Origin of the sequence: Agromyces sp. S2-1-8 (genome assembly GCF_021129215.1) — a bacterium.
Taxonomy (GTDB): Bacteria; Actinomycetota; Actinomycetes; order Actinomycetales; family Microbacteriaceae; genus Agromyces; species Agromyces chromiiresistens.
Window position 1 is genome coordinate 700,853 of the sequence record NZ_JAJOLP010000001.1, and the last position, 26,987, is coordinate 727,839.

Genomic DNA, 26,987 nt, shown 5'->3' on the forward strand with positions numbered 1-26,987 from the left:
GATTTCGAGGGCTCGTTCCAGTGGAACGGGCCCTCGTTCGTCACGCTCGCCGAGCCGCCTGACGAGTGTGCGCCGCCCGCACGAGTTCGCTGTACAACGTCGAGGCCGTCGATCCCGATGCCTCGATCGCGAGTGGGACGAGGGAGGTCTCGGTCAGCCCCGGAAGCACGTTCGCCTCGAGGAACCAGGGTGTGCCCGCGGCATCCACGATGAAGTCGACGCGCGAGAGGTCGCGGAGTCCGAGGGTCGAGTGTGCGGTGATCGCGGCCGCCGTCGCGTTCGCGAGTGCGTCGTCGCCGAGTCGCGACGGTGCGTAGAACGTGGTCTCCCCCGCGTTGTACCGCGCGTCGAATCCGTACACCCCGGCCGTCGGTTCGATCTCGACCGCGGGCAGCGTCGCCGGCCCGTCGCCGGTGTCGACGACCGTGATCGCGATCTCGGTGCCGACGATGCGGCGCTCGACGACGGCGATGTCGTCGTACGTGAAGGCTTCGACCATCGCGCGAGCGAGCGCGTCGGGGTGGTCGACGATCGAGACGCCCTGCGCCGATCCGCCGGAGCCGGGCTTCACGACCAGGTCGCCGTCGAGCCTTTCGCGCACGACCCGCAGCACGCTCGCCGCACCGAGTTCGCGGAAGGCCTCGTGCGAGAGCACGATCGACTCGGGGACCGCGACGTCGGCGCCCGCGACCAGTGAGCTCGCGACCGGCTTCGACCAGGCGCGCCGGGCGGCGGCACCGGTCGAGCCCACGGTCGCGAGGTCGAGCGCGGCGAGCAGGTCGAGCAGCGAGCCGTCCTCTCCGCTCGATCCATGCAGCGCGGGGAATACGACATCGGGACGCTCGGCCGCGAGGTACGGCAGGAGCCCGGCATCGGGATCGCGCAGGACCACGCGGTGCCCGGCCGCCGTGAGCGCATCGGCGACGCGTCGCCCGGAACGAAGTGAGACGTCGCGCTCATGCGAGATGCCGCCGGCGAGGACGACGACGAGAAGACCAGCAGATTCGCTCATGATCAGGGGTTTCTCCAGTGCTCGAATCGACGTGACGGTTTGGTTCGCGGGCTACTTGAGGTCGGATGGGGGCGCCGGTTCGACGCCTGGGGTCAGCGGCAGCTGCAGCGTGCCCGTTCCAGCGAAGGTGTCGAGCAGGTCGAGTTCGCCGTTGACGACCGTCGCGAGGCGGCGGACGCCGAGGCGGATGGCCTCGGGCGTCGGGTAGCAGAACGACAGGCGCATGGCGTGACGACCGCGGCCGTCGGCGAAGAATGCCGTTCCGGGCGTATACGCGACGAGTTCCTTGACCGCGCGCGGCAGCATCTGCTTCGAGTCGAGGACATCGGGCATCGTGACCCACACGTAGAACCCGCCGTTCGGGTTCGTCCACGACAACTGCGGCAGGTACTCCCCGAGTGCCTCGATCATCGCGTCCTTGCGTTCGCGGTACACGCCGCGGAAGGTGTCGATCTGGCCCCGCCAGTCGGCGGTGGCGAGGTACTCCGAGACGACGAGCTGGCTGAACGACGACGGTGACAGCACGGCCGACTCGGCCGCGAGGATGAGTTTCTCGCGGATCGCGTGCGGCGCGAGTGCCCAGCCGACACGGAACCCGGGCGCGAGCGTCTTCGAGAACGAACCCAGGTAGATGACCCCCTCGGGGTCGAGCGAACGGAGCGCGTTCGGTGCCGGCTCGTCGAAGTGCAGCAGCCCGTAGGGGTTGTCCTCGAGCACCAGGATCTCGTTCGCCCGGCAGATCTCGAGGATCTCGGGCCGGCGCTCGGCCGACAGCGTCACCCCGGCCGGGTTGTGGAAGTTCGGGATCGTGTACAGGAACTTGATGCGCCGACCCTGCCCGCGCAGGTGCGCGATGGTCTGGCGCAGCGCCTCGGGGATGAGCCCGTTCTCGTCCATCGCGACGTGCACCACCGACGCCTGGTAGGAGCGGAACACCCCCATCGCGCCGACGTACGACGGCGCCTCGGCGAGCACGACGTCGCCAGGATCGAGGAACAGCTTCGCGACGAAGTCGAGCGCCTGCTGCGACCCGGTCGACGTCACGACGTTGTCGACCGTGCCGTCGATGCCCTCGATCGCCATCACCTCGAGGATCTGCTCGCGGAGCACCGGGACGCCCGCTCCCCCGCCGTACTGGAGGGCGACGGGGCCCTGCTCGCGCATGACCTTGTCCATCGACGACGTGATCAGGTCCTGCGGCAGCGCCGAGACGAACGGCATGCCGCCGGCGAGCGAGACGACCTCGGGGCGCGAGGCGACGGCGAAGAGGGCCCGGACTTCTGAGGCGGCGAACCCGGCGGCTCGCTCGGCGTAATTCGCGTACCAGGGGTCGAGATTGTTGCCGGTCCGCTGGGGGACGCCGTCAGAGGTCACTGCGCTATCCGTTCTGCTCAGGAGTTCCATGCTAGTTGCCGGAGAACCGGCGGATCGACGGGTTACGGGAGCCCGTGTCCGAGCGCGGAGCACGCGGCACGAGGCATCCCGCTACGACGAAGGACCCGCCCGGCTGGTGCCGGACGGGTCCTTCGTACGTTGCGACCGCCGACTACGAGATGTAGGCGGCGAGGTCGGCCTCGAGGGCCGGCTTGGGCTTGGCGCCGACGAAGCTCTTGACGACCTCGCCGCCCTGGAACACCTTGAACGCGGGGATCGCGGTGATCTGGTACTTCATGGCGAGGCTCGGGTGCTCGTCGACGTTGAGCTTGACGATGTCGATCTTGTCGGCGTGCTCGGTCGCGATCTGGTCGAGGATCGGGCTGACCGCGCGGCACGGCCCGCACCACTCGGCCCAGAAGTCGACGATCACGGGCTTGTCGTTCTTGAGCACCTCCTGCTCGAAGGTGGCCTCGGTCACAGCGCGTGCGCTCATTGCGTTCTCCTTGGTTGAAACGTCGTGATACCGGCTGATCCGGTGTCGATGGGATGCCTCGTGTCAGTCGACGACGGCGAACTCGCTCTCGAGCACGGCCTCGGCCGCGTTCTCGTTGCCGATCGAGGCGAGGTAGTGCTCGGCGTCGAGCGCGGCGGCCGCGCCCGAACCGGCGGCGGTGATCGCCTGGCGGTAGTGCGGGTCGATGACGTCGCCGGCGGCGAACACGCCCTCGATGCTCGTCTTGGAGCTGCGGCCGGCGACCGCGACCGTGCCTTCGGGCGTCAGGTCGAGCTTGCCGTGCACGAGGTGCGTGCGGGGGTCGTTGCCGATCGCGACGAACAGGCCGTCGAGCGGCAGGTCGCGCTCCGCGCCGGTCTCGGTGTCGCGCAGCGTGACACCGGTCACGGCGGTTTCACCGAGCAGGCGGGCGACCTCGGCATTCCAGATGAACTCGATCTTCTCGTTGTCGAAGGCCCGCTGCTGCATGATCTTCGACGCCTTGAGCGAGTCGCGGCGGTGGATCACGTAGACCTTGTCGGCGAAGCGGGTGAGGAACGTCGCCTCCTCCATCGCCGAGTCGCCGCCGCCGACGACCGCGATCGTCTTCTGGCGGAAGAAGAAGCCGTCGCAGGTCGCGCACCACGACAGGCCGTGGCCGGAGAGCACGTCTTCCTCGGGCAGGCCGAGCTTGCGATAGGCCGAGCCCGTGGCGTAGATGATCGTGCGCGCCTCTTCGACTCCGCCGTTGCCGAGCTTGACGCGCTTGACGGGACCCTCGAGCTCGAGCTCGACCACGTCGTCGTACACGACCTCGGTGCCGAAGCGCTCGGCCTGCTGCTGGAACGCCGTCATGAGGTCGGGGCCCATGATGCCCTCGGGGAAGCCGGGGTAGTTCTCGACCTCGGTGGTGTTCATGAGCTCACCGCCGATCTCGACGGAACTCGCGATGAGCAGGGGTTTCAGCTGCGCGCGGGCCGCATAGATCGCGGCGGTGAACCCGGCCGGGCCCGAACCGATGATGATGATGTCGCGCAACGGGTGCTCCCTCTCGTGCAAGTGGCATCCGAGGCATCCGGATGTCACGCCATGGTCAACACAGTCTAGGCGTCGCGTATTCCGGTGGCCCGAACGCGACGCCCGTGTGACGGATGCCGCGGCCGACGCGCGATCCCGGACGTCAGCGCCGACGGAGTCGGGCGAGTGCCGGTTCGGCGAAGCCGCGGAACTCGGGCGAGCGCAGCAGCCAGAGGCCGCCGAAGTACAGCGCCGACATCACGGCACCGATGACGACCATCGAGACGATGGCGCCGAACCTGCCGGACACGGCGAAACCGCCTTGGCTGGTTCCGCCGAGCACGACGAGCAGCACGAGGCCCGCGGCGACCGGGAGGACGAGAGCGATGAGCGAGCGGACGATCGCCACCCCGATCCGTCGACCGTCGAGGGTGGTCAGCCGACGACGCAGCAGCAGTGTCGCGAGGATGAACTGCGCGATGACGGCGACGGTGGTCGCGAGCGCGACGCCGACGCCGATCCAGGGGAGCGGCAGGATGAGGCAGGTGAACGCGGCGATCGTGAACACGACCACTTGGAAGAGCGTGAAGAAGAAGGGCGTGCGGGTGTCGTTGAGCGCGTAGAACGTGCGCTGCACGACGAACAGGAGGCTGAACGGCACGAGTCCGAGGGCGAAGGCGATGAGGATGTTGCCGATCGCGGATGCCGCGGCCAGTCCGGTCTGGAACACCGCGCCGAACGGGTACGCGACGACCATGAGTCCTGCTGCCGCGAGCATGAGGATGACGAGGACGCCGCGAATCGCACTGGAGAGATCGGAGCGGACCTCACCGAGATCGTCGCGGGCGGCGTGTTCGCTCATGCGCGTGAAGTAGGCGGTCGCGATCGAGACCGTGATGACCGAGTGCGGCAGCATGAAGACGAGCCAGGCGGTGTCGACTGCTGCGACCGATGCGCCGTAGCCGGACGCGATGGACAGCACGCGCGACTGCACGATGCCGGCGAAGGTCGTGAGCAGCAGCATGCCGAAGGTCCAGCCGGCGAGCTTGCCGGCCGCGCGCAGGCCAGCGCCCCGCCAGGCGAAGTCGGGCCGGAAGCGGAGGCCCACGCGACGCCAGAACCAGAACAGCACGAGCGCCTGCACGGCGATGCCGAGCGTCGCAGAGCCGGCGAGCAGCGCGACCATGCCGCTCGTCCAGTCCGCGACCTCGCGCTGGCCGTCGGGGTCGAAGCCGTAGATCAGGCCGAAGACGAGGAGGCCGGCGATGGCCACGACGTTGTTGAGCACCGGTACCCAGGTGAACGGGCCGAAGCTGCGGCGGGCGTTGAGCACCTCGCCGAGCAGCGTGTAGAGGCCGTAGAAGAAGATCTGCGGCATGCACCACCACGCGAAGGCGATGGCAAGCGGCAGCATCGTCTTGTTCGTGCCGGCGTAGAGCGTGGTGAGCAGCGGGGCCAGTGCCGTGGCGACGACCGTCGCACCGAGCAGGATCACCATCGCGAGGGTCAGCAGCTTGTTGATGTAGCCGCTTCCGCCGTCGGCGTGTGCCGAAGCACGGACGATCTGCGGAACGAGCACGGCGCTCAGGACGCCGCCCGCGACGATGACGTAGACGGTGTTCGGCAGCCCGTTCGCCACGGCGAACGCGTCACCGCTGACCGAGCTGACGACACCGATGGTGCCCGCGAGCACGATCGCCTTGACGAACCCGAGGATGCGGGAGACGAGCGTTCCCGAGGCCAGGAACAGGCTCGCCTTGCCGATATGGTCGTCAGTCACGCTTCGGGTCCTCGTCGTCCTGGGTCTCGTCGGCGCGCTCTGCGGTGTCGACACCGGCTCGGGCGGTTTCGCGTTCTCCGGCATCGTCGCCGGCTTCGACCGCAGCCGCGGCATCCGCGATCTCCGCCGCGTCGGCGGCACCGCCGGCCTCCGCCGACTTCGCTACCCCGCTCTCCGCAATCGCACTGCTCGCCTCGGCCGCGCGCTGCTTGCGCCGGCGGCGGATGTTGCGCCAGATGCCGAACCCGAAGAAGAGCACGACGGCGGTGGCCAGGATGACGGCGCCGAGGCCCTCCCAGTCGGCCTGGACGTTGCCGCTGATGTAGACGGTACGGCCGATGGCGACCCCGGTCGGGGAGGCCAGCGAGATCGCGATGGTGACCTCGCCGCGGCCGACGCCGGCGGCGATCGGGACCTGCACCGTGCTGCGCGACTCGGCGGGGATCGTCTCGGTGACGCTCTCCTCGACCACCAGGCGACCGTTCGACGGGTCGGCCGACACGACGACCGTCACCGGGTACGGCAGCGCGTTGAGCACGGTGATCGGCAACGGCGACTCGCGGGCGAAGATGTTGACGCTCGACGACGGCACGACCGAGACGCCCGCGAGCGTCGCTCGGCGGTCGGCCAGCCACTGGGCGGCCGCCGCGTCCCAGGCAGCGGGGTCGGCGAGCCAGGCGACGTCGAACAGCGCGAGCAGGTCGCGGCGCACCGGGCCGGTGAGGAGGCGCGGATCGTCGAGCACGGTCGAGAACTGGCCCACCTCGGCCTCGAGGTCGAGCATGCGCTGAGCGGTCGTCGTGCGCTGCGGGTCCTCCGGTTCGTCGACCAGCGTGCGCGCCACCGGCGGAGCCCCGATCGCTCCGGCGAGGCCGGTCGGCTGCACCGACGCGTCGTTCGTCAGCTGCCCGAGCGTCGCGGCCACCCGCACGGAGTGCTCGCCCGCATCGCGGTCGAAGGTCGCGAGCAGGGCCGGCCCGCCCGCGGCCGGCGCGACGGCGAACTCGGCGAGCAGCTGCCCCGCCGCCGAGCGCCACGCCGTGTCACTTCCGGCAGCGGATGCCTCGCGCAACGGCGCGGTGATCCTCGCGTCGGCGACGAGTGCCGTCGAGCCGTCGATCGAGGCCGTCGCGGAGACGGCCGAGTCGGTGGGCGCGACGTTGCCGGGAGCGAGGATCGTCGTCGTGAGACCGGCGGCGTCGAGTCGGCCGAGGTCGCCGGTGGCGACGGTGTCGTCGGCCGGCCAGGCGAGATCGGTGCGGGTGTACGGCCACTCGAGCAGCGCCTCGGTCGATGGCACCTCGCCGGGCACCGCCGGCGTCTCGGTCGGCGTCGGCGTCGGGGTGTCGGCAGGGCCGTCGGTGGGCGTCGTCGTCGCGGGGAGGGTGGCCGGCACGGTCGCGTCGGCCGTGGGCGTCGGTTCGTCGATCGGCGCCTGTTCGCCTTCATCCGTGCCGGGCTCGGGTTCGATCGGCGTCGTGAACGACGACGGGTCGAGAACGTCGCTGAAACTCGTGGGCGCGAGCATCGTGGTCAGTCCGAGCTGCGCCTGCAGCGCGACATCCGCGTCGGCGTAGGCCAGGGGGAAGATCTCGTTCGTGACCGTGCCCAGCCGTGCGAGCCACGCGGTCGCCGACTCGGGAGCGGCGCTGCCGAGCGCACGGATCGACGCGATGATGCGCGGGTCGACGCCGATGGCGACGGGCCGGTCGGCGACGGCGTCGAGCTGCCGGCTGAGGAGGCCGAGCGGCGCCGTCCACTCCTCGAGGGTCGCGTCGTCGATCATGCCCGTCGTCTGCTCGGGGATGGTGAGCGGATACGCGAACGCGACCGTGGTCTTCGCGCCGGCGGTGCCCGTGGGCGTCGCGAACGCGTCGGCGCCGGTCGCGACGACCGTGCCGTCGACGACGAGCTCCGCGCCGAGCCCGATGACGGGCGCCGTGGGGTCACCGAGCGCGCTCGACGGGACCGTGAACGTGACCGTGGTCGATCCGCCGGCACTCGTCGCGCGGGACTCGGCCGTGCCGAGCTCGACGGCGGACGGCGGCGTGCCGTCGCCGACCCCGAACCAGGCGTCGAGTTCGTCGGCGTCGTCGATCGGCTCCTCGGCCCGGGTCAGCCGCAGCGTGCCGGCGGCGAGCTGCTCGGCCGTGGCGTTGTCGAGCTCGACCTGCACGGTGAGCGGACTGCGGGGGTCGATCGTCGTCGACGTCGCGGGCGCGAGGTGCAGCCTGACGCCCTCCGCCTCGGCGGACGCAACGGCTTCGGCCTGCGCACGTGCCTGCGCTGAGGCGGCGTCGCCGATCCCGGCCGACGAGGCTCCGCCGGAGAGGGCGAGCGCGCCGAGGGGGGCGGCGATCACCGCGATCACCGAGGCGGCGGCGACGCCGAGCACGACGCCCCGACGGTGGGTGAGCCGATCGCCGCGCGCGCGCGCAGGGGTCGAGTCGGCTGCCATGCAGGCGATTCTACGGGTCGGGGGCGGGGCATCCGCTCGGAACGGCGGCGCACGACGCCCGCTTAACATAGGGGGCATGCAGAGTGTCGCGACAGCCCTCGACCGTTTGGCCGAGTCGGCGGCCTCGCCGACCGTCGCACCGCTCGCGGCCGCCTTCGAGCGCGCCGGACGGGAACTCGCGCTCGTCGGCGGGCCCGTGCGCGACGCCTTCCTCGGGCGGTCCACGAACGACCTCGACTTCACGACGGATGCGACGCCCGACGAGATCCTCGCGATCGTCAAGCCGATCGCCGAGGCGCACTGGGACATCGGCCGCCAGTTCGGCACGATCGGCGCGAAGATCGCCGGCGAGACCGTCGAGATCACGACGTACCGGGCCGACTCGTACGACGGCGAGTCGCGCAAGCCCGAGGTCGTCTTCGGCGACTCGCTCGAGGGCGACCTCACCCGCCGCGACTTCACCGTCAACTCGCTCGCGCTGCGCCTGCCCCGGCTCGAGCTCGTCGACCCGTCGGGCGGCATCGAAGACCTCCTCGCCGGGGTGCTGCGCACGCCCTCCGCGCCCGAGCAGTCGTTCGGCGACGACCCGCTCCGCATGATGCGCGCCGCACGGTTCGCCGCCCAGCTCGGCTTCGACGTCGAAGAGGGCACGCTCGCGGCGATGTCGGCGCTCGCACCCGAGATCGACCGCATCTCGGCCGAGCGCGTTCGCGACGAGCTGTCGAAACTGCTGTCGACGAGGTCGCCGGCCCGAGGCATCCGCCTGCTCGTCGACACCGGGCTCGCCGATCGCGTGCTGCCAGAGGTGCCGGCGCTGCGCCTCGAACGCGACGAGCACCACCGCCACAAGGACGTCTACGAGCACAGCCTCACCGTGCTCGAGCAGGCCATCGACTACGAGATCTCGCGCGGCGTGCTCGAATCGCCCGACCTCGTCGTCCGCCTCGCCGCGCTGCTGCACGACATCGGCAAGCCCGCCACCCGCCGGTACGAGTCGGGCGGGGCGGTGAGCTTCCACCACCACGACGTCGTCGGCTCGAAGCTCGCGAAGAAGCGCCTGCGGGCGCTGCGGTTCGACAACGACACCGTTGCGGCGGTCGGGCGGCTCGTCGAGCTGCACCTGCGATTCTTCGGCTACGCGGATGCCTCGTGGTCGGACTCGGCCGTGCGCCGCTACGTGCGCGACGCGGGGTCGGACGAGCAGCTCGAGCGCCTGCACATCCTGTCGCGGGCCGATGTGACGACCCGCAATCGCCGCAAGGCCGACCAGCTCGCATTCGCGTACGACGACCTCGAGGAGCGCATCGCCCGGCTCGCCGAGGAGGAGGAGCTCGCCTCGGTACGGCCCGAACTCGACGGCCAGCAGATCATGGCCGCGCTCGGCATCCGGCCGGGCCCGGTGGTCGGCGAGGCGTACAAGTACCTGCTCGACGTGCGGCTCGACGAGGGTCCGATCGGCGAGGAGGCCGCGCGCGAACGCCTGCTCGCCTGGTGGGCCGCGCGCGAGCAGTAGCGCGCGCCGGGCGCGCAGCGCGCGCCGCGCGGCGGCCACGCGAGTGTGACCGTTTCGACCGAGCGTGGCGGCGAGACCGGCAACCTTCGGCGGGCCCGGCAACGCTCGCCGCGCACGCGTCGTCGTCACTGGTCCTCCACACCGGATGCTTCGGCCAGACGGTGCACGGAGCGGGTTCAGTCGCGGGCGGAGGTGGCGATTCGTGCCAGCGTTGCGGCGTGGATTCAACGGACCGGCGCCGGGCAGAGCTCGTCACGACGCGGGCGCTCGCGCTCGAAGGACGCGACCCGCGAGCGAGTTCGGGCGAGCTCACGCGCCTGCGCCGCGGTGTCTTCGTGAACTCGGAGACGTGGCGGTCGGCGGGACACGACGAGCGATACCTGATGAGGGTGAGCGCCGTGCTCGAGACGCGGCGAGTCGATGCGGTGCTCTGCAACGTGTCGGCCGGCGTCGTCTGGGGCCTGCCGATCGTCGGCCCGCACCACGGCGCCGTCCATCTCGTCGCGCCGGAGCGCTCCGGGGTCCGCAGCAAGAACGGCGTCACGTGGCACTACGAGCCGGTCGCCGACGAGGAGACCGTCGAGCACGACGGGTTCCTCGTGACGAGCTTCCGGCGAACCGTCGTGGACCTCGTACGGGCGCTCCCGTTCGCCGCGGCGGTCGCGGTCGTCGACGTGGCGCTCGGCGCGGCGACGATGCATCCGCATCATCCGGCGCTCGCGGGTGTCTCGCGCGAGCACCTGCTCGAGGCGATCGAGGCGATTCCCGGGCGGCGCGGGGTGCGCTCGGCGCGCATCGCCGTGGCGTTCGGCGACCCCAGGTCGGGCTCGCCCGGTGAATCGGTCAGTCGCGCGAACATGCATCTGCTCGGGTACCCGGCACCCGAGCTGCAGGTCGCATTCCCACGACCAGGAGGCGGTCGCGACATCGTCGACTTCGACTGGCCGGAGTTCGGGGTGTTCGGCGAATTCGACGGACGCGGCAAGTACGTTCGGCCCGAGTACCTGAAGGGGCGCACGACGGCCGAGGCGGTGCTGCTCGAGAAGGAGCGTGAGAACCGCGTGCGTCATCATCGCCCGTTCGGAGCCCGTTGGGACTGGACGGCGGCCGTACGGCCCCCACTGCTCGACGCCGAACTCCGCCGTGCGGGGCTGCGCCCGCTCCGCGAGCGGCGGTGACGGTGTTGCTCTTCCGCTCGCACCGCACGAGTGTGGCCTTTCCAGCCGAGAGGTACCCCCCTCGCGGCGACGCTCGGTCGAAACGGGAACATTCGCGGGTGCGGGTGCGGGTGCGGGTGCGGGCTCGAATGGCGCGAGCGCGAGGCATCCGTTACCATTGACAGGTTGCCCGTGTGCCGCATTGCGCGGCCTCCACGACGCGACGTATGCACAACCCTCCTGCTGCAGAGATCCTGTAGCCGCTGAGTCCGAAGGAGGTGGGTTAGTCATGCACCAGTACGAGCTGATGGTCATCCTCGATCCCGAGATCGACGAGCGCACCGTTGCTCCCAGCCTTGACAAGTTCCTCAACGTCATCCGTAACGATGGCGGCACCGTCGACAAGGTCGACGTCTGGGGACGTCGTCGCCTGGCCTACGAGATCAACAAGAAGTCCGAGGGCATCTACGCCGTCGTCGACTTCACCGCCGAGTCGGCGACCACCAACGAGCTCGACCGCCAGCTGAACCTCAGCGAGGCCGTCATGCGCACGAAGGTGCTCCGCGCCGAAGAGGCGATCGCCCAGGTCGCCGCGTACGCCAAGGCGCAGGAGGCGAAGGCCGCCAAGAAGGCCGCCGCCGCTGCGAAGAAGGACGCCTAGTCCCCATGGCCGGCGAGACCATCATCACCGTGGTGGGCAACCTCACTGCAGATCCCGAGCTGCGCTACACGCAGAACGGTCTGGCGGTTGCCAACTTCACCATCGCCTCCACTCCTCGTACGTTCGACCGTCAGGCGAACGAGTGGAAGGACGGTGAAGCGCTGTTCCTGCGCGCGAGCTGCTGGCGTGAATTCGCCGAGCACGTCGCCGGATCGCTCACCAAGGGTTCTCGGGTCATCGCTTCCGGGCGTCTCAAGCAGCGTTCCTACGAGACGAAGGAAGGCGAGAAGCGCACCACCATCGAGCTGGAGGTCGACGAGATCGGCCCCTCGCTCCGGTACGCGACCGCCCAGGTCACTCGAGCGCAGTCGAACCGCGGTGCGGTCGGCGGCGGCGGCTCCTTCGGGGGCGGCCAGTCCGACGACGCGTGGGCTCCCAGCGCGCCCGCTTCCGCCCCTCAGGGCGGCGGCGGCGACGTGTGGAACACCCCCGGCACCAACTACGGCGACGAGACGCCCTTCTAACACTCACGCGGGTGAGTGAGGCGGCCGGGCCGCCCACCGACACCCGCAACATCTAGACAGGATCAGAAATGGCTGGAAAGAGCAGCGGCGACCGCCGCAAGCCTCGCGGCGGCAAGGGCGCGAAGAACGCCGCCCCCGCGAAGTCCATCAAGGTCGGCGTCATCGACTACAAGGATGTCGCCACCCTTCGCAAGTTCATCTCGGAGCGCGGCAAGATCCGTGCCCGTCGCATCACCGGCGTCTCCGTGCAGGAACAGCGCCTCATCGCCCGCGCCGTGAAGAACGCGCGCGAGATGGCCCTCCTGCCCTACTCGGGCTCCGGCCGCTAAGGAGCACGACAATGGCAAAGGTTATTCTCACGCACGAGGTCACCGGCCTCGGCACGGCCGGCGACGTCGTCGAGGTCAAGAACGGCTACGCGCGCAACTACCTGGTTCCCCAGGGCTTCGCCACGCCGTGGACCCGCGGTGGCGAGAAGCAGGTCGAGCAGATCAAGGCGGCGCGTGCCGCTCGCGAGCTGCACTCGCTCGAAGACGCTCAGGCCCTCAAGGCCAAGCTCGAAGAGGGCAAGGTCCGGCTGGCCGTCAAGGCCGGCCTCGGCGGCCGTCTCTTCGGCTCGGTCAAGACGTCGGACGTCGCGGCTGCGGTCGAGGCCGCCGGCCTCGGCACGGTCGACAAGCGCAAGATCCAGATCCCGTCGCCGATCAAGTCGGTCGGCGACCACGAGGCGACGGTTCGTCTGCACGACGAGCTCACCGCGACGATCACCCTCCAGGTGGTCGCCGCGAAGTAGCCTTCGCAACGATCGCGAGCGGCGGTCGGGAGCTTCGGCTCCCGGCCGCCGCTTCGTCGTTTTCGGGGATGCCTCGGGCGGGCGCGGCACGGCGTCGGCGTCCCCCGTGGCGGGGCGCTCGGAGACCCTCGGAAGGGTCGCGTTTTCTACACCCGTTCGATGGTCGGCCGCAACCCCGCATGCGGGTTTCCTGAGATGGTTGTACACAGGTGGAGAACCGTGTGTGAAGATCTCGAAAAGAAGTTCTCCCCCACAGGTGTGGAATTCTTGAATCCCTGATCAAGTCAGAATTCAACCCGTGTAATTCACAAGAATTCCACAGTTGTCCACAGGCTGAGTGCACATGTTGGTCGGCGTTTCGCCCAGATTCTCCCCAGAGTTATCCACAGGCTGGCTTGTGCTGTGGACGAGCCTTCCATATCGTGAAGCAGCGTCCCTCGATCAGATGGTTCTCTCGCGGTCGCCGAGTCCATGTCAGTGGTCACGGCGAGGCTGAAGAGCGGGCGCGGGTCGCTCGCCCGCCCGAGCCGAATCGGAGGTCACCAAGTTGTCGATCGCGCACATCGGGCTCGCCGAACCGGTCGACGACGAGGGAGCCCGACGGGGCGAACGCGTTCCGCCGCATGACCTGCTCGCCGAACAGAGCGCGCTCGGCGGCATGATGCTCTCGAAAGACGCGGTCGCCGACGTCATCGAGACGATCCGCGGCGTCGACTTCTACGTGCCCAAGCACGAGGTCATCTTCAACGCCCTGCTGACGCTCTATTCGCACGGCGAGCCGACCGACGTCATCGCCGTGACCGACGAGCTCACGAAGACGGGCGACCTGCAGCGCGCCGGCGGCGTCGAGTACCTGCACACGCTCACGAGCCTCGTGCCGACCGCGGCGAACGCCGGCTTCTACGCCTCGATCGTCGCCGAACGCGCGCTGCTGCGCCGCCTCGTCGAGGCGGGCACGCGCATCGTGCAGATGGGCTACCAGGGCGAGGGCGAGGTCGTCGACCTCGTCAACAACGCGCAGGCCGAGATCTACTCGGTCACCGGCTCGGTCGAGACCGAAGACTACGTGCCCCTCTCCGACGCGATCGGCGTCGCGATCGACGAGATCGAGGCCGCGAAGCACACCGACGGCAAGATGGTCGGCGTGCCGACCGGCTTCGCCGATCTCGACGACCTGACCAACGGCTTCCACCCCGGGCAGATGATCATCGTCGCCGCCCGACCCGCGATGGGAAAGTCGACGCTCGCGCTCGACTTCGCTCGGGCTGCGGCGATCACGAACGACCTGCCTGCCGTGTTCTTCTCCCTCGAGATGGGCAAGAGCGAGATCGCGATGCGCCTGCTGTCGGCCGAGGCATCCGTGCCGCTGCAGAACATGCGCAAGGGCACCGTCGACTCGCGCGACTGGACCACCATCGCCTCGACCCGCGGTCGCATCAACGATGCCCCGCTCTACATCGACGACTCGCCGAACATGACGCTCGTCGAGATCCGCGCGAAGTGCCGCAGGCTCAAGCAGCGCGTCGGACTCAAGATGGTGGTCATCGACTACCTGCAGCTCATGACGAGCGGCAAGCGCGTCGAGAGCCGCCAGCAAGAGGTGTCGGAGTTCTCGCGTGCGCTGAAGCTGCTCGCGAAGGAGCTGCAGGTGCCAGTCATCGCGCTGTCGCAGCTGAACCGTGGCCCCGAGCAGCGCGCCGACAAGATGCCCGCGATCAGCGACCTGCGCGAGTCGGGTTCGATCGAGCAGGACGCCGACATGGTCATCCTGCTGCACCGCGAGGCCGCCTACGAGCGAGACAGCCCCCGTGCCGGCGAGGCCGACCTGATCGTGGCGAAGCACCGAAACGGTCCGACGCGCACGATCACGGTCGCCTTCCACGGGCACTTCTCGCGGTTCGCCGACATGGTGCAGGTGTAGCCGGGCCGTTTCGCCGGTGTAGGTTCCGCAGGAAGATGTCATTTTCCGCGAGTACTTGTCACCTACCTGTCATTAGTGACAACTACCGCGGATTCCGGCCCGTCCTAGGGTTCCACACGAAGATGGCATTTCTGCCACCTTCCGTGGGTCCCATAGATGAGTCGACCGTGCCTTTGCAGTAGACGCATCTGTGCGGGCGTTTTCACCAGTCAGGGTGAACGGGCCCTCATTCTCCAGGGGCTTGAACGGCGGTGTGGCGGGCTGGCTGCGGGGTGATCGCGTTGAGTGTGCCCGAGCGCACCCTCGCCGGCGCGTGGCGCGTGCCCCTGCCTATCACGCGATCCTGTCCTCGGCGGCTACTCCTGTATGGCTGCGGGCGCGGCTCGTTTGCGAGCTGAGGTGGCGAGGATCCAGCCGAGGAGGGCGCCGACGATGGCGTTGACGATGGTCCACATGATGGTGTCGGCGATCGCGGAGACAAGGTCCATGGTTTTGAAGATCGCGTACTGGGTGAACAGGAAGTACACCTCAGTGAGGAATGCGACGACGGCGGCTGCGGTCGCACCGCGTAGCGGTGTGTAGAACTTGCCCCAGGTGATGACGGTCGCCAGCAATACGCCGTGAGCGAGGTTGGCGATGATGATCGCGACGATGTTGATGCTGTCTCTGGAGATCAGCTCCGTGGTTTCGGGGGATAGCTCGCTGAAACCTTCGAGGAAGTCTTGGAAGAAGGTTCCGTAGATGAGCAGGGTAAGCCCGAACACTGCGACTGCGCCGACCACGGATGCGAGGAGGAACGTAGCGGTCTTGTGTTTCATATCTCCGGTCCGATCTGTTCGGTGTGGGTGAGGGCGGTCTGCGGTGTCGAGGGAAATCGGAGTCAGATCTGTTGCTGCGGGTGCGGATCGCTCGGGTTTCGGGTGGTGCCATGGAGGAGCTGGACTGCAACGAAAAGTCGTGATTATCCTTCGATTCTCAGACCGACGCCGCGTGCTCTTCTAGTGAGTTGATGCTGACATCACCTCCTCGGGACGTGATCGATTGCGGAGCTGGTGGGGTGCTCGGGGTTTGCCGAGCACCCCATAGCGGCTATTCGTAGCGAAGTGAGTCGACGGGGTCGGCTTTCGCGGCCCGTGCGGCGGGCAGAGTGCCAGCGAGGAACGCGATCGCCATGACCAGCAGGATGATTCCCACGATCGATGCCGGGTCGAACGCGATCAGCGTGAGCCCTGGCAGGTCGGCGAGTAGTGTCTGCGAGAGTACGGAGCTGAGCCCGGTGCCGGCTGCGATCGCGATGACCGCGCCGATCGCGGAGCCGAGGAAGCCGATGAAGGTAGCTTCGAGGCTGAACAGGCCGAAGACCTTGCCGCTGCCCATGCCCATGGCTTTCATGAGTCCGATCTCCCGGGTCCGTTCCTGAACGGACATGTAGAGGGTGTTCACGATCCCGAACGCCGCGGCTAGCAGTGCGATGATCGCGAACGCGTTGAGGACGAGCACGATCCCGTCGATGACGGTGGTGATTGTGCCGAGCTGGTCATCGATGGTCGTGCCGGTGAAGCCGGCGTCGGCGAGTCGCTCCTTGAGCGCTTCGATGTCGTCCGCGCTTGCGTCTGGGTCGAACCAGACGGTCGCGGATGAGTACCGGTCCGCTTCGTCTGCGGGGATGCCGGTGGACTGTGCGTCGAACAGGGTGTCGGTGAGCGCGGTGTTGATGAGGATGCTGGAGCCCGTCGGGGACGCGAGGGCCTCTTCCGTGACACCGACGACGGTCGCGTCGATGGTGTGCTGGGTGCGCACCGCGTCGGTGATCGCGATCGTCACGGTCTGTCCGATCGCGTCAGCGTCACTGTCGAATCCGAGCGGTTCCACGTACGCCTGCGGCAACGCGACTTCGTACTCCGTCGCGTCGTCATCGGGTGCGGAGCCATCCGCGAGGACGGTGGTCTGCCCGGCAACGAGGGCGCCGACGCTCGCGACGTACTGAGTGCCGTCATCGAATTGGATGAAGTCAGGGTTGATGTTCCGCTGCGCGTCGACGGAAAGGACCCCGTCGATGCCCTCGATGGTTTCGATGTCGTCGGGGGTGAGGGCGGTGACGGTCATCCCAGGGATGCCGGCGGAGACGGCGTCGGGGTCGTATTCGGCCGGTTCGCCGCCTCCGGCGAGGGGGTCGCCAGCGTTTTCGGTGGTCTTCGTGACAGTCATCGCGTCGGAGGCTCCGACTCCGGAGATGGTGTCGTCGATGTAGTTGTTGATACCTGTGCCAAGGCCGCTGGTGATAGCCAGGGTGAATGCGCCGATGAAGATCGACAAAATCGTCAGGATGGTGCGGGTCTTGGATCGGAACGTGTTGGAGACCGCGGAGCCGATCAGGTCGAGGGCCTTCATGCCGCTACCTCCGTAGTGTCGTCGATGAGGAGGCCGTCGCGGATGCGCAGCTGCCGGTCGCAGCGGGCGGCGAGGTCTTCGTCGTGGGTGACGACGATGAGGGTGATGCCGTGTTCCCGGTTCAGCTCGAAGAGGATGTCTTCGACGACGGCTCCGGTCTTGGAGTCGAGGTTGCCGGTGGGTTCGTCGGCGAAGATGATCCGGGGGTTGTTCACCAGGGCGCGGGCGATCACGACGCGTTGCTTCTGCCCGCCCGATAGGTTGATGGCCTTGTTCTTGGCCTTGTCGGCGAGTTCCAATTGCTCGAGCGCTGCCATGCCGCGGCGCTTGCGTTCTGCCGCACCGACGCCGGCGATCTTCAGCGGCAGTGTGACGTTGTCGAGCACTGATGCGTTGGGGATGAGGAAGAACTGCTGGAACACGAACCCGAAGGTCTTGTTGCGGGTGCGGTTGAGCCGGCGGCCCTTCAAAGTACGGGTGTCGACGTTCTCGAGCTTGATGCGACCGCTGGACGGGGCGTCGAGGAGGGCCATGATGTGCATCAAGGTGGATTTCCCGGAGCCGGATTTGCCGAGGATCGCGATGGATTCACCTTCGGAGATGGCGAAGCTCACCCCCTTGAGGGCGTCGAAACGGGTTTGGCCGCGCCCGTACGACTTGTGCACGTCGTCGGCGAGGATGATCGGGATACTCATGAATCGCTCCTGTGATGCCCCGCGGGGCCGTCGGATGGTCTGGGTATCTCCAGCCTTCCGGGCACACCCGATACGCGCGTCGCTCTGACGCGGACACTCTCATACCGCGGATGCGGTATTTCCGGATCCCCTGAGAAGGTGACGTCTGTGGGGTCTGGTCGCGCCACACTGGGAGGGTGACCAGAGATCCGGATCGCCCCGTGACGGTGGCGGAGGTGCCGGCTTCACCGCATCCGGCGATGCCGGCGTGGGCGGGGGATCTGATCGCCGCAGCGCTGATCGTCGCCGCCGCGTTCGCACCCTTCCCGGGTGATGAGTTCCAACCCGACAACTGGGCGGCGACGGTCTTGGTGATCCTGCCGGCGGTTGTGTTGCCATTCCGGCGTAGATGGCCACTCGCCGTGCTCATCGTGTGCCTCGTCTTGTACGGGACGGCGGCGTGGATCGGGCTGCTGTCGCCGGGCATTGGGCTGAGCGTGGCGATCGCGATGTTTGGAGTAGCGAACCGGTCCACCCGACGAGCCACGGTCCTCATCGGGGGGCTCACCGTGCTGGTGGTGTTCGTGTTGAGCATTCCGGCCGCCCCCGGGAGTGTCTTTGACCCGCGGGTGTTCCAGTTCGTGTTCGCGGTCGCGTTCGCCTCCGCCGCTGGAGACGGTGCCCGGTCACGTCGGGCATATATTGCGGCGATCACGGAGCGCGCCGAACGCGCCGAACAGACCCGGGATGCAGAGGCCCGCCGCCGCGTCACCGAGGAGCGGCTGCGCCTGGCCCGTGATCTGCATGACGCGGTCGCCCACCAGATCGCAGTCATCAGCCTGAACGCGGGAGTCGCTTCTTCCGCGCTGCGAGATGACCCCGCCCGGGCGGCAACGGCGCTCGGCACGATCCGCGGAGCCGCCCGGACCGTTCTCGGCGAGATCGGTAGTCTGCTCACTATGCTCCGTGCCGACGACCCGGCCGATGGCGTCCCGGCTCCTCAATACGGGCTCGAGCAGCTTCCCGACCTCCTAGACCAGTTCCGCAGCACCGGCCTGGAGGTGAACACTCGCATCGACGGAGCGACCACGCACGTCACTGGTGTTGTGGGACTTGTGGCGTATCGGGTGATTCAGGAAGCACTCACGAACGCCCACAAGCACGGCACCGAGCACCGTGCCCACCTGCTGTTGGAGGTTGGACCGGACAACCTGCGGATCGTGGTTACCAACCCCGCCGGCGACCAGCCCAGCGCCCCCTTGACCGGTACTGGAGTAGGGCTGATCGGGTTGCGGGAACGAGTCGCGTCGGTGCGCGGAACCGTTGAGGCCGGTCCCATACTCGGCGGCTGGAAGATCAGCGCTACTCTGCCGCTGAAGAAGGAGGACGCGACGTGATCGATGTGCTGATCGTCGATGACCAAGCCCTGATCCGGCAGGCCGTCACCGACATTCTCACGGGCCAAGACGGCATCACCGTCACCGGGCAGGCAGTGAACGGCGTCGATGCCGTCGACCAGGCCGCCCGGCTGCGGCCCGACGTGATCGTGATGGATATCCGGATGCCCGGCATGGACGGCATCGCCGCGACTGCCCAGATCTGCGCGAACCCCGACCTAGCCGACACCCGGGTGCTGATTCTCACCACGTTCGAGGAAGATGAGTACCTCGTCGCGGCGCTGCGCGCCGGCGCGAGCGGGTTCATCGGCAAAGGGTCAGAGCCCGACGACATCGTCCGGGCGGTTCTCGCCGTGCACGCGGGCGACGCGTTGCTGTCGCCGACCGCTACCCGTTCCCTGATCACGCGGTACGTGAATGTTCCAGCGCAGCCCAACCTTGAAACCATCCCAGAGCTGGCCGAACTGACCGATCGGGAACGCGAGGTGCTGCTCCTGGTCGCTCGGGGCCGGTCGAACCTCGAGATCGCAGAGGAGCTCTTCATCTCCCCGCACACTGCGAAGACTCATGTGAACCGAGTGATGACCAAGCTTCACGCTCATGATCGCGCCCAGTTGGTGATTATCGGTTACGAGACCGGTCTACTGACCCCGGGTGGATAGATACCCGCATACTGCGAACGCAGTACGTCAAGATGCCGCACCTGGGGGACGTGCACCCGAGAGCTCCGTCAGAGCATAGACGGGTGACTCACTCTTCCCGACCCGACGCGAACACTGTTGACCAGGCCGGCGGTTCCCGCCACATCCTCCCGATCTTCGCCGGCTTGCTGGTCGCGATGCTGCTGGCCTCCCTGGACCAGACCATCTTCTCTACCGCACTGCCGACCATCGTGGGTGAGCTCGGTGGAGTGAACCACATGCTGTGGGTGACCACCGCCTACTTGGTGGCGTCGACGATCATGATGCCGATCTACGGCAAACTGGGCGACCTCATCGGCCGTAAGGGCCTATTCATCGGGGCGCTATCGATCTTCCTGGTCGGGTCGATCGTTGGAGGGTTTGCCCAGGACATGACCTGGCTGATCATCGCCCGCGCGATCCAGGGCCTCGGCGGGGGCGGACTCATGATCCTCTCGCAGGCGATCATCGCCGACGTCGCTCCCGTCCGCGAGCGCTCCAAGTACATGGGCATCATGGGCGCCGTCTTCGGACTGTCCGCCGTTGTCGGCCCGCTCCTGGGCGGCTGGTTCACCGAGTCCGTCGGCTGGCGATGGGCGTTCTGGATCAACATCCCCCTCGGCATCGCCGCCATCGCTCTCGCCGCATTCTTCCTGAAACTCCCTAAGCACGACACCAAAGTCCGGTTCGATGTGTGGGGGGTGCTCACCATGGCCATCGCGGTCACCTCGATCATCCTCGTAGCGTCGTGGGGCGGCACCGAGTACGAGTGGAACTCTCCGATCATCATCTGGCTGATCGTGATCGCGGCCGTCTTCTCGGCACTGTTCGTCCTCGCCGAGCACAAGGCCGAGGAACCGATCATTCCGCTCTCCCTGTTCAAGTCCCGCAACTTCGTGCTCGCCACCATCGCTGGTCTCTTCATCGGCATTGCAATGTTCGGGGCGATCGCCTACCTGCCCACCTACCTGCAGATGGTCACCGGGGTGAACGCAACCGTGTCCGGATTGATGCTGATCCCGATGATCGTCGGTCTCATGGCCGGGGCGATCACCACCGGGCAGCTCGCGGCAAAGACCGGCCGGTACAAGTGGATGCCGATCGGCAGCATGGTCGGCCTCGGCATCGGGCTGTGGCTCCTCTCCACCCTCACCGTCGACACACCGCTCTGGGTGCTGATGAGCTACCTGTTCATCCTCGGCCTCGGCGTCGGCCTGGGCATGCAGATCCTCGTCCTAATCGTCCAGAACTCCTTCCCAGACCGGCAAGTCGGAACCGCCACCGCCGCGAACAACTTCTTCCGCGAAATCGGCGCATCCCTCGGCGGCGCGATCGTCGGTGCCCTCTTCACCGCGAACCTGACGAACCTGCTCACCGAGAACATGCCCGCCGGCGGTGGCGATGCCGGAGACCTCAACTCCCTCACCCCCGCGGCCGTACGCGATCTCCCCGACCAGATCAGAGAGGTCATCGTCGGCTCCTACAACGACGCCCTCACCCCAGTGTTCGCAACGCTCATCCCGATGGTCCTCGTTGGCCTCGTGCTCGTGCTCTTCATCAAGGAAGTTCCGCTGCGCGCCTCACTCGATGAAGACGCTGACGCACACCCTGTGCGCGAAGCCGTCACCGGCGGGTTGGCCGCGCCCGGCCTCGTCAGCGTCGACACCGATGCGCTTCACACTGGACCCACAGACGCAGGCACCACGCCAAGGACAGGTCAGACCGGTACGGGCGACAAACACGAATGACCCGATCGATCGCGGTCTGTGGGATCCGGCCAAGCAATTTGCCCTAGCCGGCGCCACTCGCGCCCTTTGAGAGATCCCTTGCGGGGCGTGGCGGCAGATGTCGGTGTGTAGGAATTTGCCATCTTCCGTGGAATCCCGTCCGCTCAGACCCGGACAAATACCGCGGATTCTGCGCCACAGCGACATCTCCGCGCGGAACCTACATGTAGGTTCCCGTGGTAAATGTCCAATTCCCACTGGACTTGTCATCGAGGTGTCCAAAAGGACATGTGTTTGGGATTCGATCTGTGTTGCAGTAGACGTATCTGGGCGGGCGAATACCATCGGGTCAGGTAGACGGACAATTCGCTCGCTGGGCACGGCGAACTCATTCGACGATCGGGTCGCCCGCTCCCGGATGACGGTCGTATCTTTACGAAGCTGGCGCCGGAGATGGGGGATGCGTGATCCGTTCTGGCCCAGAGCCCGCAGGGTTGCTCCTTGACAACCACCCACGTCAATGCGGTGTGTGCGGGGTCTTCCGAAGGCTGAGTAAGACCCACGTGCCCCCACAGGCGGCTGGCAACACCCGTGATGTTGAGCGAGCGAATGTGATGGCATCACCGGGGGTCGGACTGACGCCAGGGACTTGGAACAAGGGTGGGATGTGGGTGCGTGGGCTTTGCGTCGACTGCAACAACTTCGCCGGCTCACGCTATGACACGGCATACGCCGACTTCGCTCGTCGAGTGGAGACTCGGCTCAGGCTAACTTCTCGAAGTCGCATCGCGACACCAAACGCTCAGGCGGTTACTGTCGCTCCCGGCCGAGTCTCGCGATCGGTGCTTTCCGGAATGTTAGGGATCAGTCCCCACACGCGGGTATTACATCCGACACTCGCGGAGCAGGTGCACGAAGGCGGGCCGGTTAGGCTCCCCGGTGAAATCACTCTGCGAGTTGCGACCTACATGGGGACCGCAGCCCAGCTCACCGGGCCGATGCTGACTGGTCTAACGGACGGAAGTGGCCGGGCGATCCATACTCTCGCCGCAGTGACATTCCGGCCATTCTCATGGGCGCTGGCGACGTCCGACTCTGATGCCGTGCTTGCGGGTCGCGGCTGGGTCGATGCGACGGAGTGGCTCCTGTACGAAGACGCCCGGGACTCTCACGATCTGCGATGGCTCGCACCAAATGGCGTTCCTGAGGTTCAGACAATTCTCCATGCGCCGTCCAACAGCGACATTCAGATGTACTCGAAGGAGATCGCCCCCATCATGGTTGGTCGCCTCCCGGGTTAGCCCATCGGTTCTGTGGGCGCGGTGACGGACCGGCTTTGCGGGCGGATGGGCCAACGGACGTGACGCCCTTTCGCCGCGTGACGCCCTTTTCATCAGGTGCCGGATCGGGCAAAAGGGCATCACGTGAGAGTGGTCCATGAGTGGATCCGCCATCGGGACGATACTGAACCTCACCGGTCGCTCGCTCGTGCGGGTTCTGATTGGCTGAGCATCCGCGCTATCGGAGCCGGTCGCGGCGACGGGCGAGGTGAGCGGTCTCTGCGGTATTGCCCGCCAGGTCGAGGGCCGTGTCGTACGCTGCGCGGGCGTCTTGGTTACGGCCGAGCCTCCGCAGCAGATCGGCACGCGTTGCGTGGAAGGCGTGATAGCCGTTCAACGCCTTTTCGAGCCGATCGACCGTCGTAAGGGCAACTGCCGGGCCGTCGATCTCGGCGACCGCGATGGCCCGGTTCAGGGCGATGATCGGTGACGGGTCTGCGTTGGCGAGCTGGTCGTAGAGCGCGAGGATCTGTGACCAGTCCGTCTCGCGGAAGTCGCGGGCGGAGGTGTGCACGGCCCCGATGGCGGCGAGGATCTGGTATCGGCCGGGAGCCTCACCGGCGGCGGCGGCAATGAGGCGCTCACGCACCAGCTGATGGCCCTCGGCGATGAGTTCCGGCTCCCAGGCCGCACGGTCCTGTTCGTCGAGCGGGACCAGCTCGCCGTGTTCGGAGATCCGGGCGGTGCGGCGGGCCTCCGTGAGGAGCATGAACGCCAGCAGCCCGGCGACCTCGCCGCTCTCGGGTATGAGCTGACGGATCAGGCGTGTGAGGCGGATCGCCTCGGCGGTGAGGTCGGCACGTACCGGGCTGCTTTCTGGACTGGTCGCCAGATAGCCCTCATTGAAGATCAGGAAGAGCACCGCGAGGACCCCGGCGACGCGGTCCGGGAGATCTGCCTTAGAAGGCATTCGATACGGGATGCGAGCCGCTTTGATCTTGGCCTTCGCGCGGGTTATCCGCTGTCCCATCGTGTTCTCGGGGACCAGGAACGCGTGGGCGATCTCGGGCACGGTCAGACCGCCGATCATGCGCAAGGTCAGCGCCACTCGATTCTCCATCGCCAACGCCGGATGACAGCAGGTGAAGAGTAACCGGAGCCGGTCGTCGTCGATGGCACAGATCGACTCGGTCGGTGCGTGGCCGAACACCATCCGGGCCTCCTCGTGTTTGCTGTCGCGTTGGCTTTCGCGCCGCAGTCGATCGATGCCCTTGCGGGTCGCCGTGGTGGTGAGCCAGGCGCCCGGGTTGGGTGGTAAGCCGTCGACAGGCCACCGGGTGACGGCGGTCGCGAACGCCTCGGCCGCAGCCTCCTCCGCCAGGTCGAGGTTGCCGAAGCGCCTGGTCAGGCCGGCGACAAGCCGGGCCCACTCGTCACGGTACGCCTGGCTGATCGCGCCCTCGACGTCGCTCACTGGAACGGCCGCACCTCGATCTTCCGGTCGCAGACCTTCGACGCCTCGGCCGCCAGGGTGAGCGCAACATCCAGATCTGGCGCCTCCCATACCCAGACACCGGCGAGGTACTCCTTCGACTCCAGGAACGGTCCATCGCTGATCATCGGGTGCTCGCCCCGATTGTCGATGACCGTGGCTGCGTCCGTGTCCGCGAGCCCGCCCGCGAACACCCAGTAGCCATCGGCGATCAGGCGCTCGTTGAACTGGCTGATCGCGGGTCGCCTGTCCAAGCTGCCGGGATTGCGCTTGTCATCGATCACGGAAATCAGGTACTGCATCGGAAGTCCTCTCTCTGGTTCATGTCATTGGTGCGACGCCCGCTCGGGTCTTCAGTGCGGGCCCGTGGGATGCGCGAGATCGTACGCGCGAGCGAGCTTCGCGGGCACGACCATGCGCCAGGCATCGACGACGAGTTCGCGGGCCTCGGAAGGCTTCAGCACAGCGAGATCGGCGTGGACCCAGTTGAAGCGCAGTTCTGACTCCGAGGGCATCTGGAACTTGCGTGGGTTTCCCGCGACGAGCGCTGCCCGCTCCTCCTTCGGGAAGGCGAACCCCATCACGGCCTCGTCGAGTGAGAACGCGACGTAGACCATCTGACCGACCCGGAACTTCAATCGCCCGCGCACGTATGCATGATAGGAGCGCTCCAGCTCCGCGCCCAGCGCTCGAACGTCGTCGAGGACCGCCATGACCAGATTCCGTTTCCCTAGATTATTCGGCGAGAAGGTGGACAGGAATGTTGCCCCGCGTCGCATTCGAATACGGGCAGACGTCGTGTGTGGTCCGGATGAGCTCTTGAGCGACTTCTGGGGGCAGGCCCTCGGGCAGTGCTGTCCGCAACGTGACTTCGAGCGTGAAGCCACCTGCACCGTTGGGAAGCAGGCTGACCTCGGCTGTCACCGATAGCCCTGAAACGTCGATTCTCCGCTGGCCTGCCACGAGCTGCAACGAGGTTGCAAAACAGGCGGCATATCCTGCCGCGAACAGCTGCTCGGGGTTGGTGCCATCGCCCGTACCGCCCAGCTCCTGCTGCAACGCCAAGTCCACATCCAACTTGCCGTCAGAACTGAAGGCGCGGCCGTTGCGACCGGTCGAAGTAGCAACAGCAGTGTAAAGACTCACGACTGACTCCTGTCGATCAGAACGTTGCATAGTCGGGGCGGCCAGCGGGGCGATAGGTCTGAATCATCACGCCCTTCGAATCCGTACGTGAGTCGACCAGATTCATCGCGATATCCCGACCTGAATCCGCGAAAAGTCGGGCACCCTGCCCCAGCACCACGGGCACGATGATGAGTTCCATTTCGTCGACGAGGTCCTTCTCCAGGAGCCACTGGATGAGGCGACTACTGCCGTGCACTTGCAGCTCTCCACGCCCGCTGGCTTTCAGTTCCGTGACGGCGGCGAAGAGGTCATCACCGAGGACTGCCGTGTTCGCCCACGCCGGTTCCCTCAGCGTTCTGGATGCCACGTACTTCGGCCTCGTGTTCAGGGCCACGCCGATCGGTTGCAGTTTCAGGTCCTCGATGGTTCCCCAGAATTCGAGCAGGATGTCGTAGGTTCGGCGGCCGAGAAGAAACGCATCGGCGCGCTCGAAGGTCGCGGCGATATGATCGCGGGTCGAGTCGTCACCCGCGCCCCGCGCCCAACCACCGCGCTCGAACCCGCACTCGCGGTCTTCCACGGTCGGGCCGCCGTTTCCCTGCGTCACTCCGTCGAGCGTGAGCTGCGTGATCGTCGTAAGTTTCATTGACCTGGTTCTCCCTGGCTTCGGCGCCCGCCCATCGGACGCCTCTCACTAGATCAACGAACGGCCCCGCACGAATCCGACATCACCAGCACGCCGCCTTTAAGCGCCACCACAGACCGCTAGACGAGATGCCGCAGAAGGATCCCTCCACGCCCGCGAATGAGCGATTACCTCGAGCGAGGGCGCTTCAGGCGCTCGTACTTCGAACGGAAATAGCCGAGGCTCGTTCCGCCGCTGACAACCTCGCGAGCCAGTCGCAACTCGATGCGGGATTCGAGCGCGATTCCCACGTCGCTGATGCCGGCTGTTGCTGCGGCGTGGATCGCGGCGTCGAGCTCGTCGAGCACGGGCGCCGCCTCGTCCAGGGCTGCTTCGACTTCGCTGCGGGATGCGTCGAACGCTTCGAGGTCGCGCGCCACCGCAGTGAGTTTCGCCACGACTTCCTCCCAAGCAGCAATGAGCCGGAGTCGGTTCGGATCATCCGCAGGCAATTGGCGCAGCGAGGCGGCACCATTCGGTGAGTCGCGGGGCGTGTAGGAAAATGCCATCTTCTGTGGAATCCGAGCGCTCAAACCGATGACATTTGCCGTGGAATCTCGGACCCTGATGCCATTTCGGCGCGGAACCTACAGGGCCGTTTCGCCGGTTCTCGCGCAACCTGTCGTCGCGGCGTTGCCGGCCGCATCGACAATGGCAGCCCGATCCGACTCGCACGCCCGCAGATCGGCGTGCCGGCCGACCTTGTCGAACATCGCAGTCGTCGGCAGACTGGCACCACGACGCGAGGAGTCTGCCATGGCCGATCAGGACGTCCCGAGCGGAGGCACGCCAGCCATCTTCCGCGAGCGATGGCGAGTCTCGGATCG

The 26,987-nt window shown here is 67.2% G+C and carries 25 protein-coding genes; 10 read left to right on the forward strand and 15 right to left on the reverse strand.

Going from position 1 to position 26,987, the window contains the following annotated elements:
- Positions 1-40: 40 nt before the first annotated feature.
- From LR269_RS03165 to LR269_RS03190, 6 genes are all read right to left on the reverse strand, one after another.
- Positions 41-1,012 carry a D-alanine--D-alanine ligase gene (locus LR269_RS03165; protein WP_231429250.1) on the reverse strand — a complete coding sequence of 324 codons (972 nt, stop codon included), beginning with the start codon at positions 1,010-1,012 and terminating at the stop codon, positions 41-43.
- A gap of 51 nt (positions 1,013-1,063) precedes the next feature.
- Positions 1,064-2,416 carry a PLP-dependent aminotransferase family protein gene (locus tag LR269_RS03170; RefSeq protein WP_374201071.1) on the reverse strand — a complete coding sequence of 451 codons (1,353 nt, stop codon included), beginning with the start codon at positions 2,414-2,416 and terminating at the stop codon, positions 1,064-1,066.
- Between the two features lie 142 nt (positions 2,417-2,558).
- Positions 2,559-2,882: a thioredoxin gene (gene trxA / locus LR269_RS03175; protein WP_231429252.1), complete on the reverse strand. Its 324-nt coding sequence runs from the start codon at positions 2,880-2,882 to the stop codon at positions 2,559-2,561.
- Between the two features lie 63 nt (positions 2,883-2,945).
- A complete protein-coding gene (gene trxB / locus LR269_RS03180; RefSeq protein WP_231429253.1) occupies positions 2,946-3,920 on the reverse strand; it encodes a thioredoxin-disulfide reductase in 975 nt (324 codons plus the stop codon).
- Between the two features lie 142 nt (positions 3,921-4,062).
- On the reverse strand, positions 4,063-5,679 hold the full coding sequence (gene murJ, locus LR269_RS03185) for a murein biosynthesis integral membrane protein MurJ (RefSeq protein ID WP_231429254.1): 1,617 nt from the start codon (positions 5,677-5,679) through the stop codon (positions 4,063-4,065).
- Complete coding sequence (locus LR269_RS03190; RefSeq protein WP_231429255.1) at positions 5,672-8,137, reverse strand: DUF6049 family protein; 2,466 nt, start codon at positions 8,135-8,137, stop codon at positions 5,672-5,674. Before LR269_RS03190 ends, murJ begins: the two co-directional genes overlap by 8 nt.
- Positions 8,138-8,213: 76 nt before the next feature.
- On the opposite strand from LR269_RS03190, the gene LR269_RS03195 reads away from it, so the two are divergent.
- From LR269_RS03195 to dnaB, 7 genes are all read left to right on the forward strand, one after another.
- A complete protein-coding gene (locus tag LR269_RS03195; protein ID WP_231429256.1) occupies positions 8,214-9,650 on the forward strand; it encodes a CCA tRNA nucleotidyltransferase in 1,437 nt (478 codons plus the stop codon).
- A 218-nt stretch (positions 9,651-9,868) separates the two neighbouring features.
- Complete coding sequence (locus LR269_RS03200; RefSeq protein ID WP_231429257.1) at positions 9,869-10,828, forward strand: hypothetical protein; 960 nt, start codon at positions 9,869-9,871, stop codon at positions 10,826-10,828.
- Positions 10,829-11,096: 268 nt separating this feature from the next.
- Positions 11,097-11,468, forward strand: a complete 372-nt coding sequence (gene rpsF / locus LR269_RS03205) for a 30S ribosomal protein S6 (RefSeq protein ID WP_231429258.1) — start codon at positions 11,097-11,099, stop codon at positions 11,466-11,468.
- Positions 11,469-11,473: 5 nt separating this feature from the next.
- On the forward strand, positions 11,474-11,992 hold the full coding sequence (locus LR269_RS03210) for a single-stranded DNA-binding protein (protein WP_231429259.1): 519 nt from the start codon (positions 11,474-11,476) through the stop codon (positions 11,990-11,992).
- Positions 11,993-12,060: 68 nt separating this feature from the next.
- On the forward strand, positions 12,061-12,321 hold the full coding sequence (gene rpsR / locus LR269_RS03215) for a 30S ribosomal protein S18 (protein ID WP_231429260.1): 261 nt from the start codon (positions 12,061-12,063) through the stop codon (positions 12,319-12,321).
- An 11-nt stretch (positions 12,322-12,332) separates the two neighbouring features.
- Positions 12,333-12,785 (forward strand): 50S ribosomal protein L9, encoded by a 453-nt coding sequence (rplI, locus tag LR269_RS03220; protein WP_231429261.1) that lies wholly within the window; start codon positions 12,333-12,335, stop codon positions 12,783-12,785.
- 547 nt (positions 12,786-13,332) lie between these two features.
- Complete coding sequence (dnaB, locus tag LR269_RS03225) at positions 13,333-14,706, forward strand: replicative DNA helicase (RefSeq protein ID WP_231429262.1); 1,374 nt, start codon at positions 13,333-13,335, stop codon at positions 14,704-14,706.
- A 356-nt stretch (positions 14,707-15,062) separates the two neighbouring features.
- On the opposite strand, the gene LR269_RS03230 is transcribed toward dnaB, so the two are convergent.
- The 3 genes from LR269_RS03230 to LR269_RS03240 all read right to left on the reverse strand — a co-directional run bounded on the left by LR269_RS03230 (position 15,063) and on the right by LR269_RS03240 (position 17,792).
- Positions 15,063-15,524 (reverse strand): hypothetical protein, encoded by a 462-nt coding sequence (locus LR269_RS03230; protein ID WP_231429263.1) that lies wholly within the window; start codon positions 15,522-15,524, stop codon positions 15,063-15,065.
- Between the two features lie 271 nt (positions 15,525-15,795).
- Positions 15,796-17,097, reverse strand: a complete 1,302-nt coding sequence (locus LR269_RS03235; RefSeq protein ID WP_231429264.1) for an ABC transporter permease — start codon at positions 17,095-17,097, stop codon at positions 15,796-15,798.
- The gene (locus LR269_RS03240; RefSeq protein ID WP_231429265.1) at positions 17,094-17,792 is read right to left on the reverse strand and encodes an ABC transporter ATP-binding protein; all 699 of its coding nucleotides are present in this window, start codon (positions 17,790-17,792) and stop codon (positions 17,094-17,096) included. Before LR269_RS03240 ends, LR269_RS03235 begins: the two co-directional genes overlap by 4 nt.
- Positions 17,793-17,968: 176 nt before the next feature.
- On the opposite strand from LR269_RS03240, the gene LR269_RS03245 reads away from it, so the two are divergent.
- The 3 genes from LR269_RS03245 to LR269_RS03255 all read left to right on the forward strand — a co-directional run bounded on the left by LR269_RS03245 (position 17,969) and on the right by LR269_RS03255 (position 21,596).
- Positions 17,969-19,168 carry a sensor histidine kinase gene (locus tag LR269_RS03245; RefSeq protein ID WP_231429266.1) on the forward strand — a complete coding sequence of 400 codons (1,200 nt, stop codon included), beginning with the start codon at positions 17,969-17,971 and terminating at the stop codon, positions 19,166-19,168.
- Complete coding sequence (locus LR269_RS03250) at positions 19,165-19,830, forward strand: response regulator transcription factor (RefSeq protein ID WP_231429267.1); 666 nt, start codon at positions 19,165-19,167, stop codon at positions 19,828-19,830. Before LR269_RS03245 ends, LR269_RS03250 begins: the two co-directional genes overlap by 4 nt.
- Positions 19,831-19,913: 83 nt before the next feature.
- Positions 19,914-21,596 (forward strand): MDR family MFS transporter, encoded by a 1,683-nt coding sequence (locus LR269_RS03255; RefSeq protein WP_231429268.1) that lies wholly within the window; start codon positions 19,914-19,916, stop codon positions 21,594-21,596.
- A gap of 1,497 nt (positions 21,597-23,093) precedes the next feature.
- Here the strand turns inward: LR269_RS03255 and LR269_RS03260 are convergent.
- The 6 genes from LR269_RS03260 to LR269_RS03285 all read right to left on the reverse strand — a co-directional run bounded on the left by LR269_RS03260 (position 23,094) and on the right by LR269_RS03285 (position 26,669).
- Positions 23,094-24,329 carry an RNA polymerase sigma factor gene (locus LR269_RS03260; RefSeq protein WP_231429269.1) on the reverse strand — a complete coding sequence of 412 codons (1,236 nt, stop codon included), beginning with the start codon at positions 24,327-24,329 and terminating at the stop codon, positions 23,094-23,096.
- Positions 24,326-24,649, reverse strand: a complete 324-nt coding sequence (locus LR269_RS03265) for a YciI family protein (protein ID WP_231429270.1) — start codon at positions 24,647-24,649, stop codon at positions 24,326-24,328. The genes LR269_RS03260 and LR269_RS03265 overlap by 4 nt, the downstream gene beginning before the upstream one ends.
- 51 nt (positions 24,650-24,700) lie before the next feature.
- A complete protein-coding gene (locus LR269_RS03270; protein ID WP_231429271.1) occupies positions 24,701-25,060 on the reverse strand; it encodes an MmcQ/YjbR family DNA-binding protein in 360 nt (119 codons plus the stop codon).
- Between the two features lie 22 nt (positions 25,061-25,082).
- Positions 25,083-25,493 carry an organic hydroperoxide resistance protein gene (locus LR269_RS03275; protein ID WP_308191609.1) on the reverse strand — a complete coding sequence of 137 codons (411 nt, stop codon included), beginning with the start codon at positions 25,491-25,493 and terminating at the stop codon, positions 25,083-25,085.
- 16 nt (positions 25,494-25,509) lie between these two features.
- A complete protein-coding gene (locus tag LR269_RS03280) occupies positions 25,510-26,121 on the reverse strand; it encodes a dihydrofolate reductase family protein (RefSeq protein WP_231429273.1) in 612 nt (203 codons plus the stop codon).
- Between the two features lie 167 nt (positions 26,122-26,288).
- The gene (locus LR269_RS03285; RefSeq protein ID WP_231429274.1) at positions 26,289-26,669 is read right to left on the reverse strand and encodes a hypothetical protein; all 381 of its coding nucleotides are present in this window, start codon (positions 26,667-26,669) and stop codon (positions 26,289-26,291) included.
- Positions 26,670-26,987 lie beyond the last annotated feature (318 nt).

Coding starts and splice junctions, on each gene's coding strand:
- LR269_RS03165 (WP_231429250.1), bottom strand. CDS start 1,012: ATGAGCGAATCTGCTGGTCTTCTCGTCGTCGTCCTCGCCGGCGGCATC.
- LR269_RS03170 (WP_374201071.1), bottom strand. CDS start 2,416: ATGGAACTCCTGAGCAGAACGGATAGCGCAGTGACCTCTGACGGCGTC.
- trxA (WP_231429252.1), bottom strand. CDS start 2,882: ATGAGCGCACGCGCTGTGACCGAGGCCACCTTCGAGCAGGAGGTGCTC.
- LR269_RS03190 (WP_231429255.1), bottom strand. CDS start 8,137: ATGGCAGCCGACTCGACCCCTGCGCGCGCGCGCGGCGATCGGCTCACC.
- LR269_RS03195 (WP_231429256.1), top strand. CDS start 8,214: ATGCAGAGTGTCGCGACAGCCCTCGACCGTTTGGCCGAGTCGGCGGCC.
- rpsF (WP_231429258.1), top strand. CDS start 11,097: ATGCACCAGTACGAGCTGATGGTCATCCTCGATCCCGAGATCGACGAG.
- LR269_RS03210 (WP_231429259.1), top strand. CDS start 11,474: ATGGCCGGCGAGACCATCATCACCGTGGTGGGCAACCTCACTGCAGAT.
- rpsR (WP_231429260.1), top strand. CDS start 12,061: ATGGCTGGAAAGAGCAGCGGCGACCGCCGCAAGCCTCGCGGCGGCAAG.
- rplI (WP_231429261.1), top strand. CDS start 12,333: ATGGCAAAGGTTATTCTCACGCACGAGGTCACCGGCCTCGGCACGGCC.
- LR269_RS03230 (WP_231429263.1), bottom strand. CDS start 15,524: ATGAAACACAAGACCGCTACGTTCCTCCTCGCATCCGTGGTCGGCGCA.
- LR269_RS03235 (WP_231429264.1), bottom strand. CDS start 17,097: ATGAAGGCCCTCGACCTGATCGGCTCCGCGGTCTCCAACACGTTCCGA.
- LR269_RS03240 (WP_231429265.1), bottom strand. CDS start 17,792: ATGAGTATCCCGATCATCCTCGCCGACGACGTGCACAAGTCGTACGGG.
- LR269_RS03265 (WP_231429270.1), bottom strand. CDS start 24,649: ATGCAGTACCTGATTTCCGTGATCGATGACAAGCGCAATCCCGGCAGC.
- LR269_RS03270 (WP_231429271.1), bottom strand. CDS start 25,060: ATGGCGGTCCTCGACGACGTTCGAGCGCTGGGCGCGGAGCTGGAGCGC.
- LR269_RS03280 (WP_231429273.1), bottom strand. CDS start 26,121: ATGAAACTTACGACGATCACGCAGCTCACGCTCGACGGAGTGACGCAG.
- LR269_RS03285 (WP_231429274.1), bottom strand. CDS start 26,669: ATGGCATTTTCCTACACGCCCCGCGACTCACCGAATGGTGCCGCCTCG.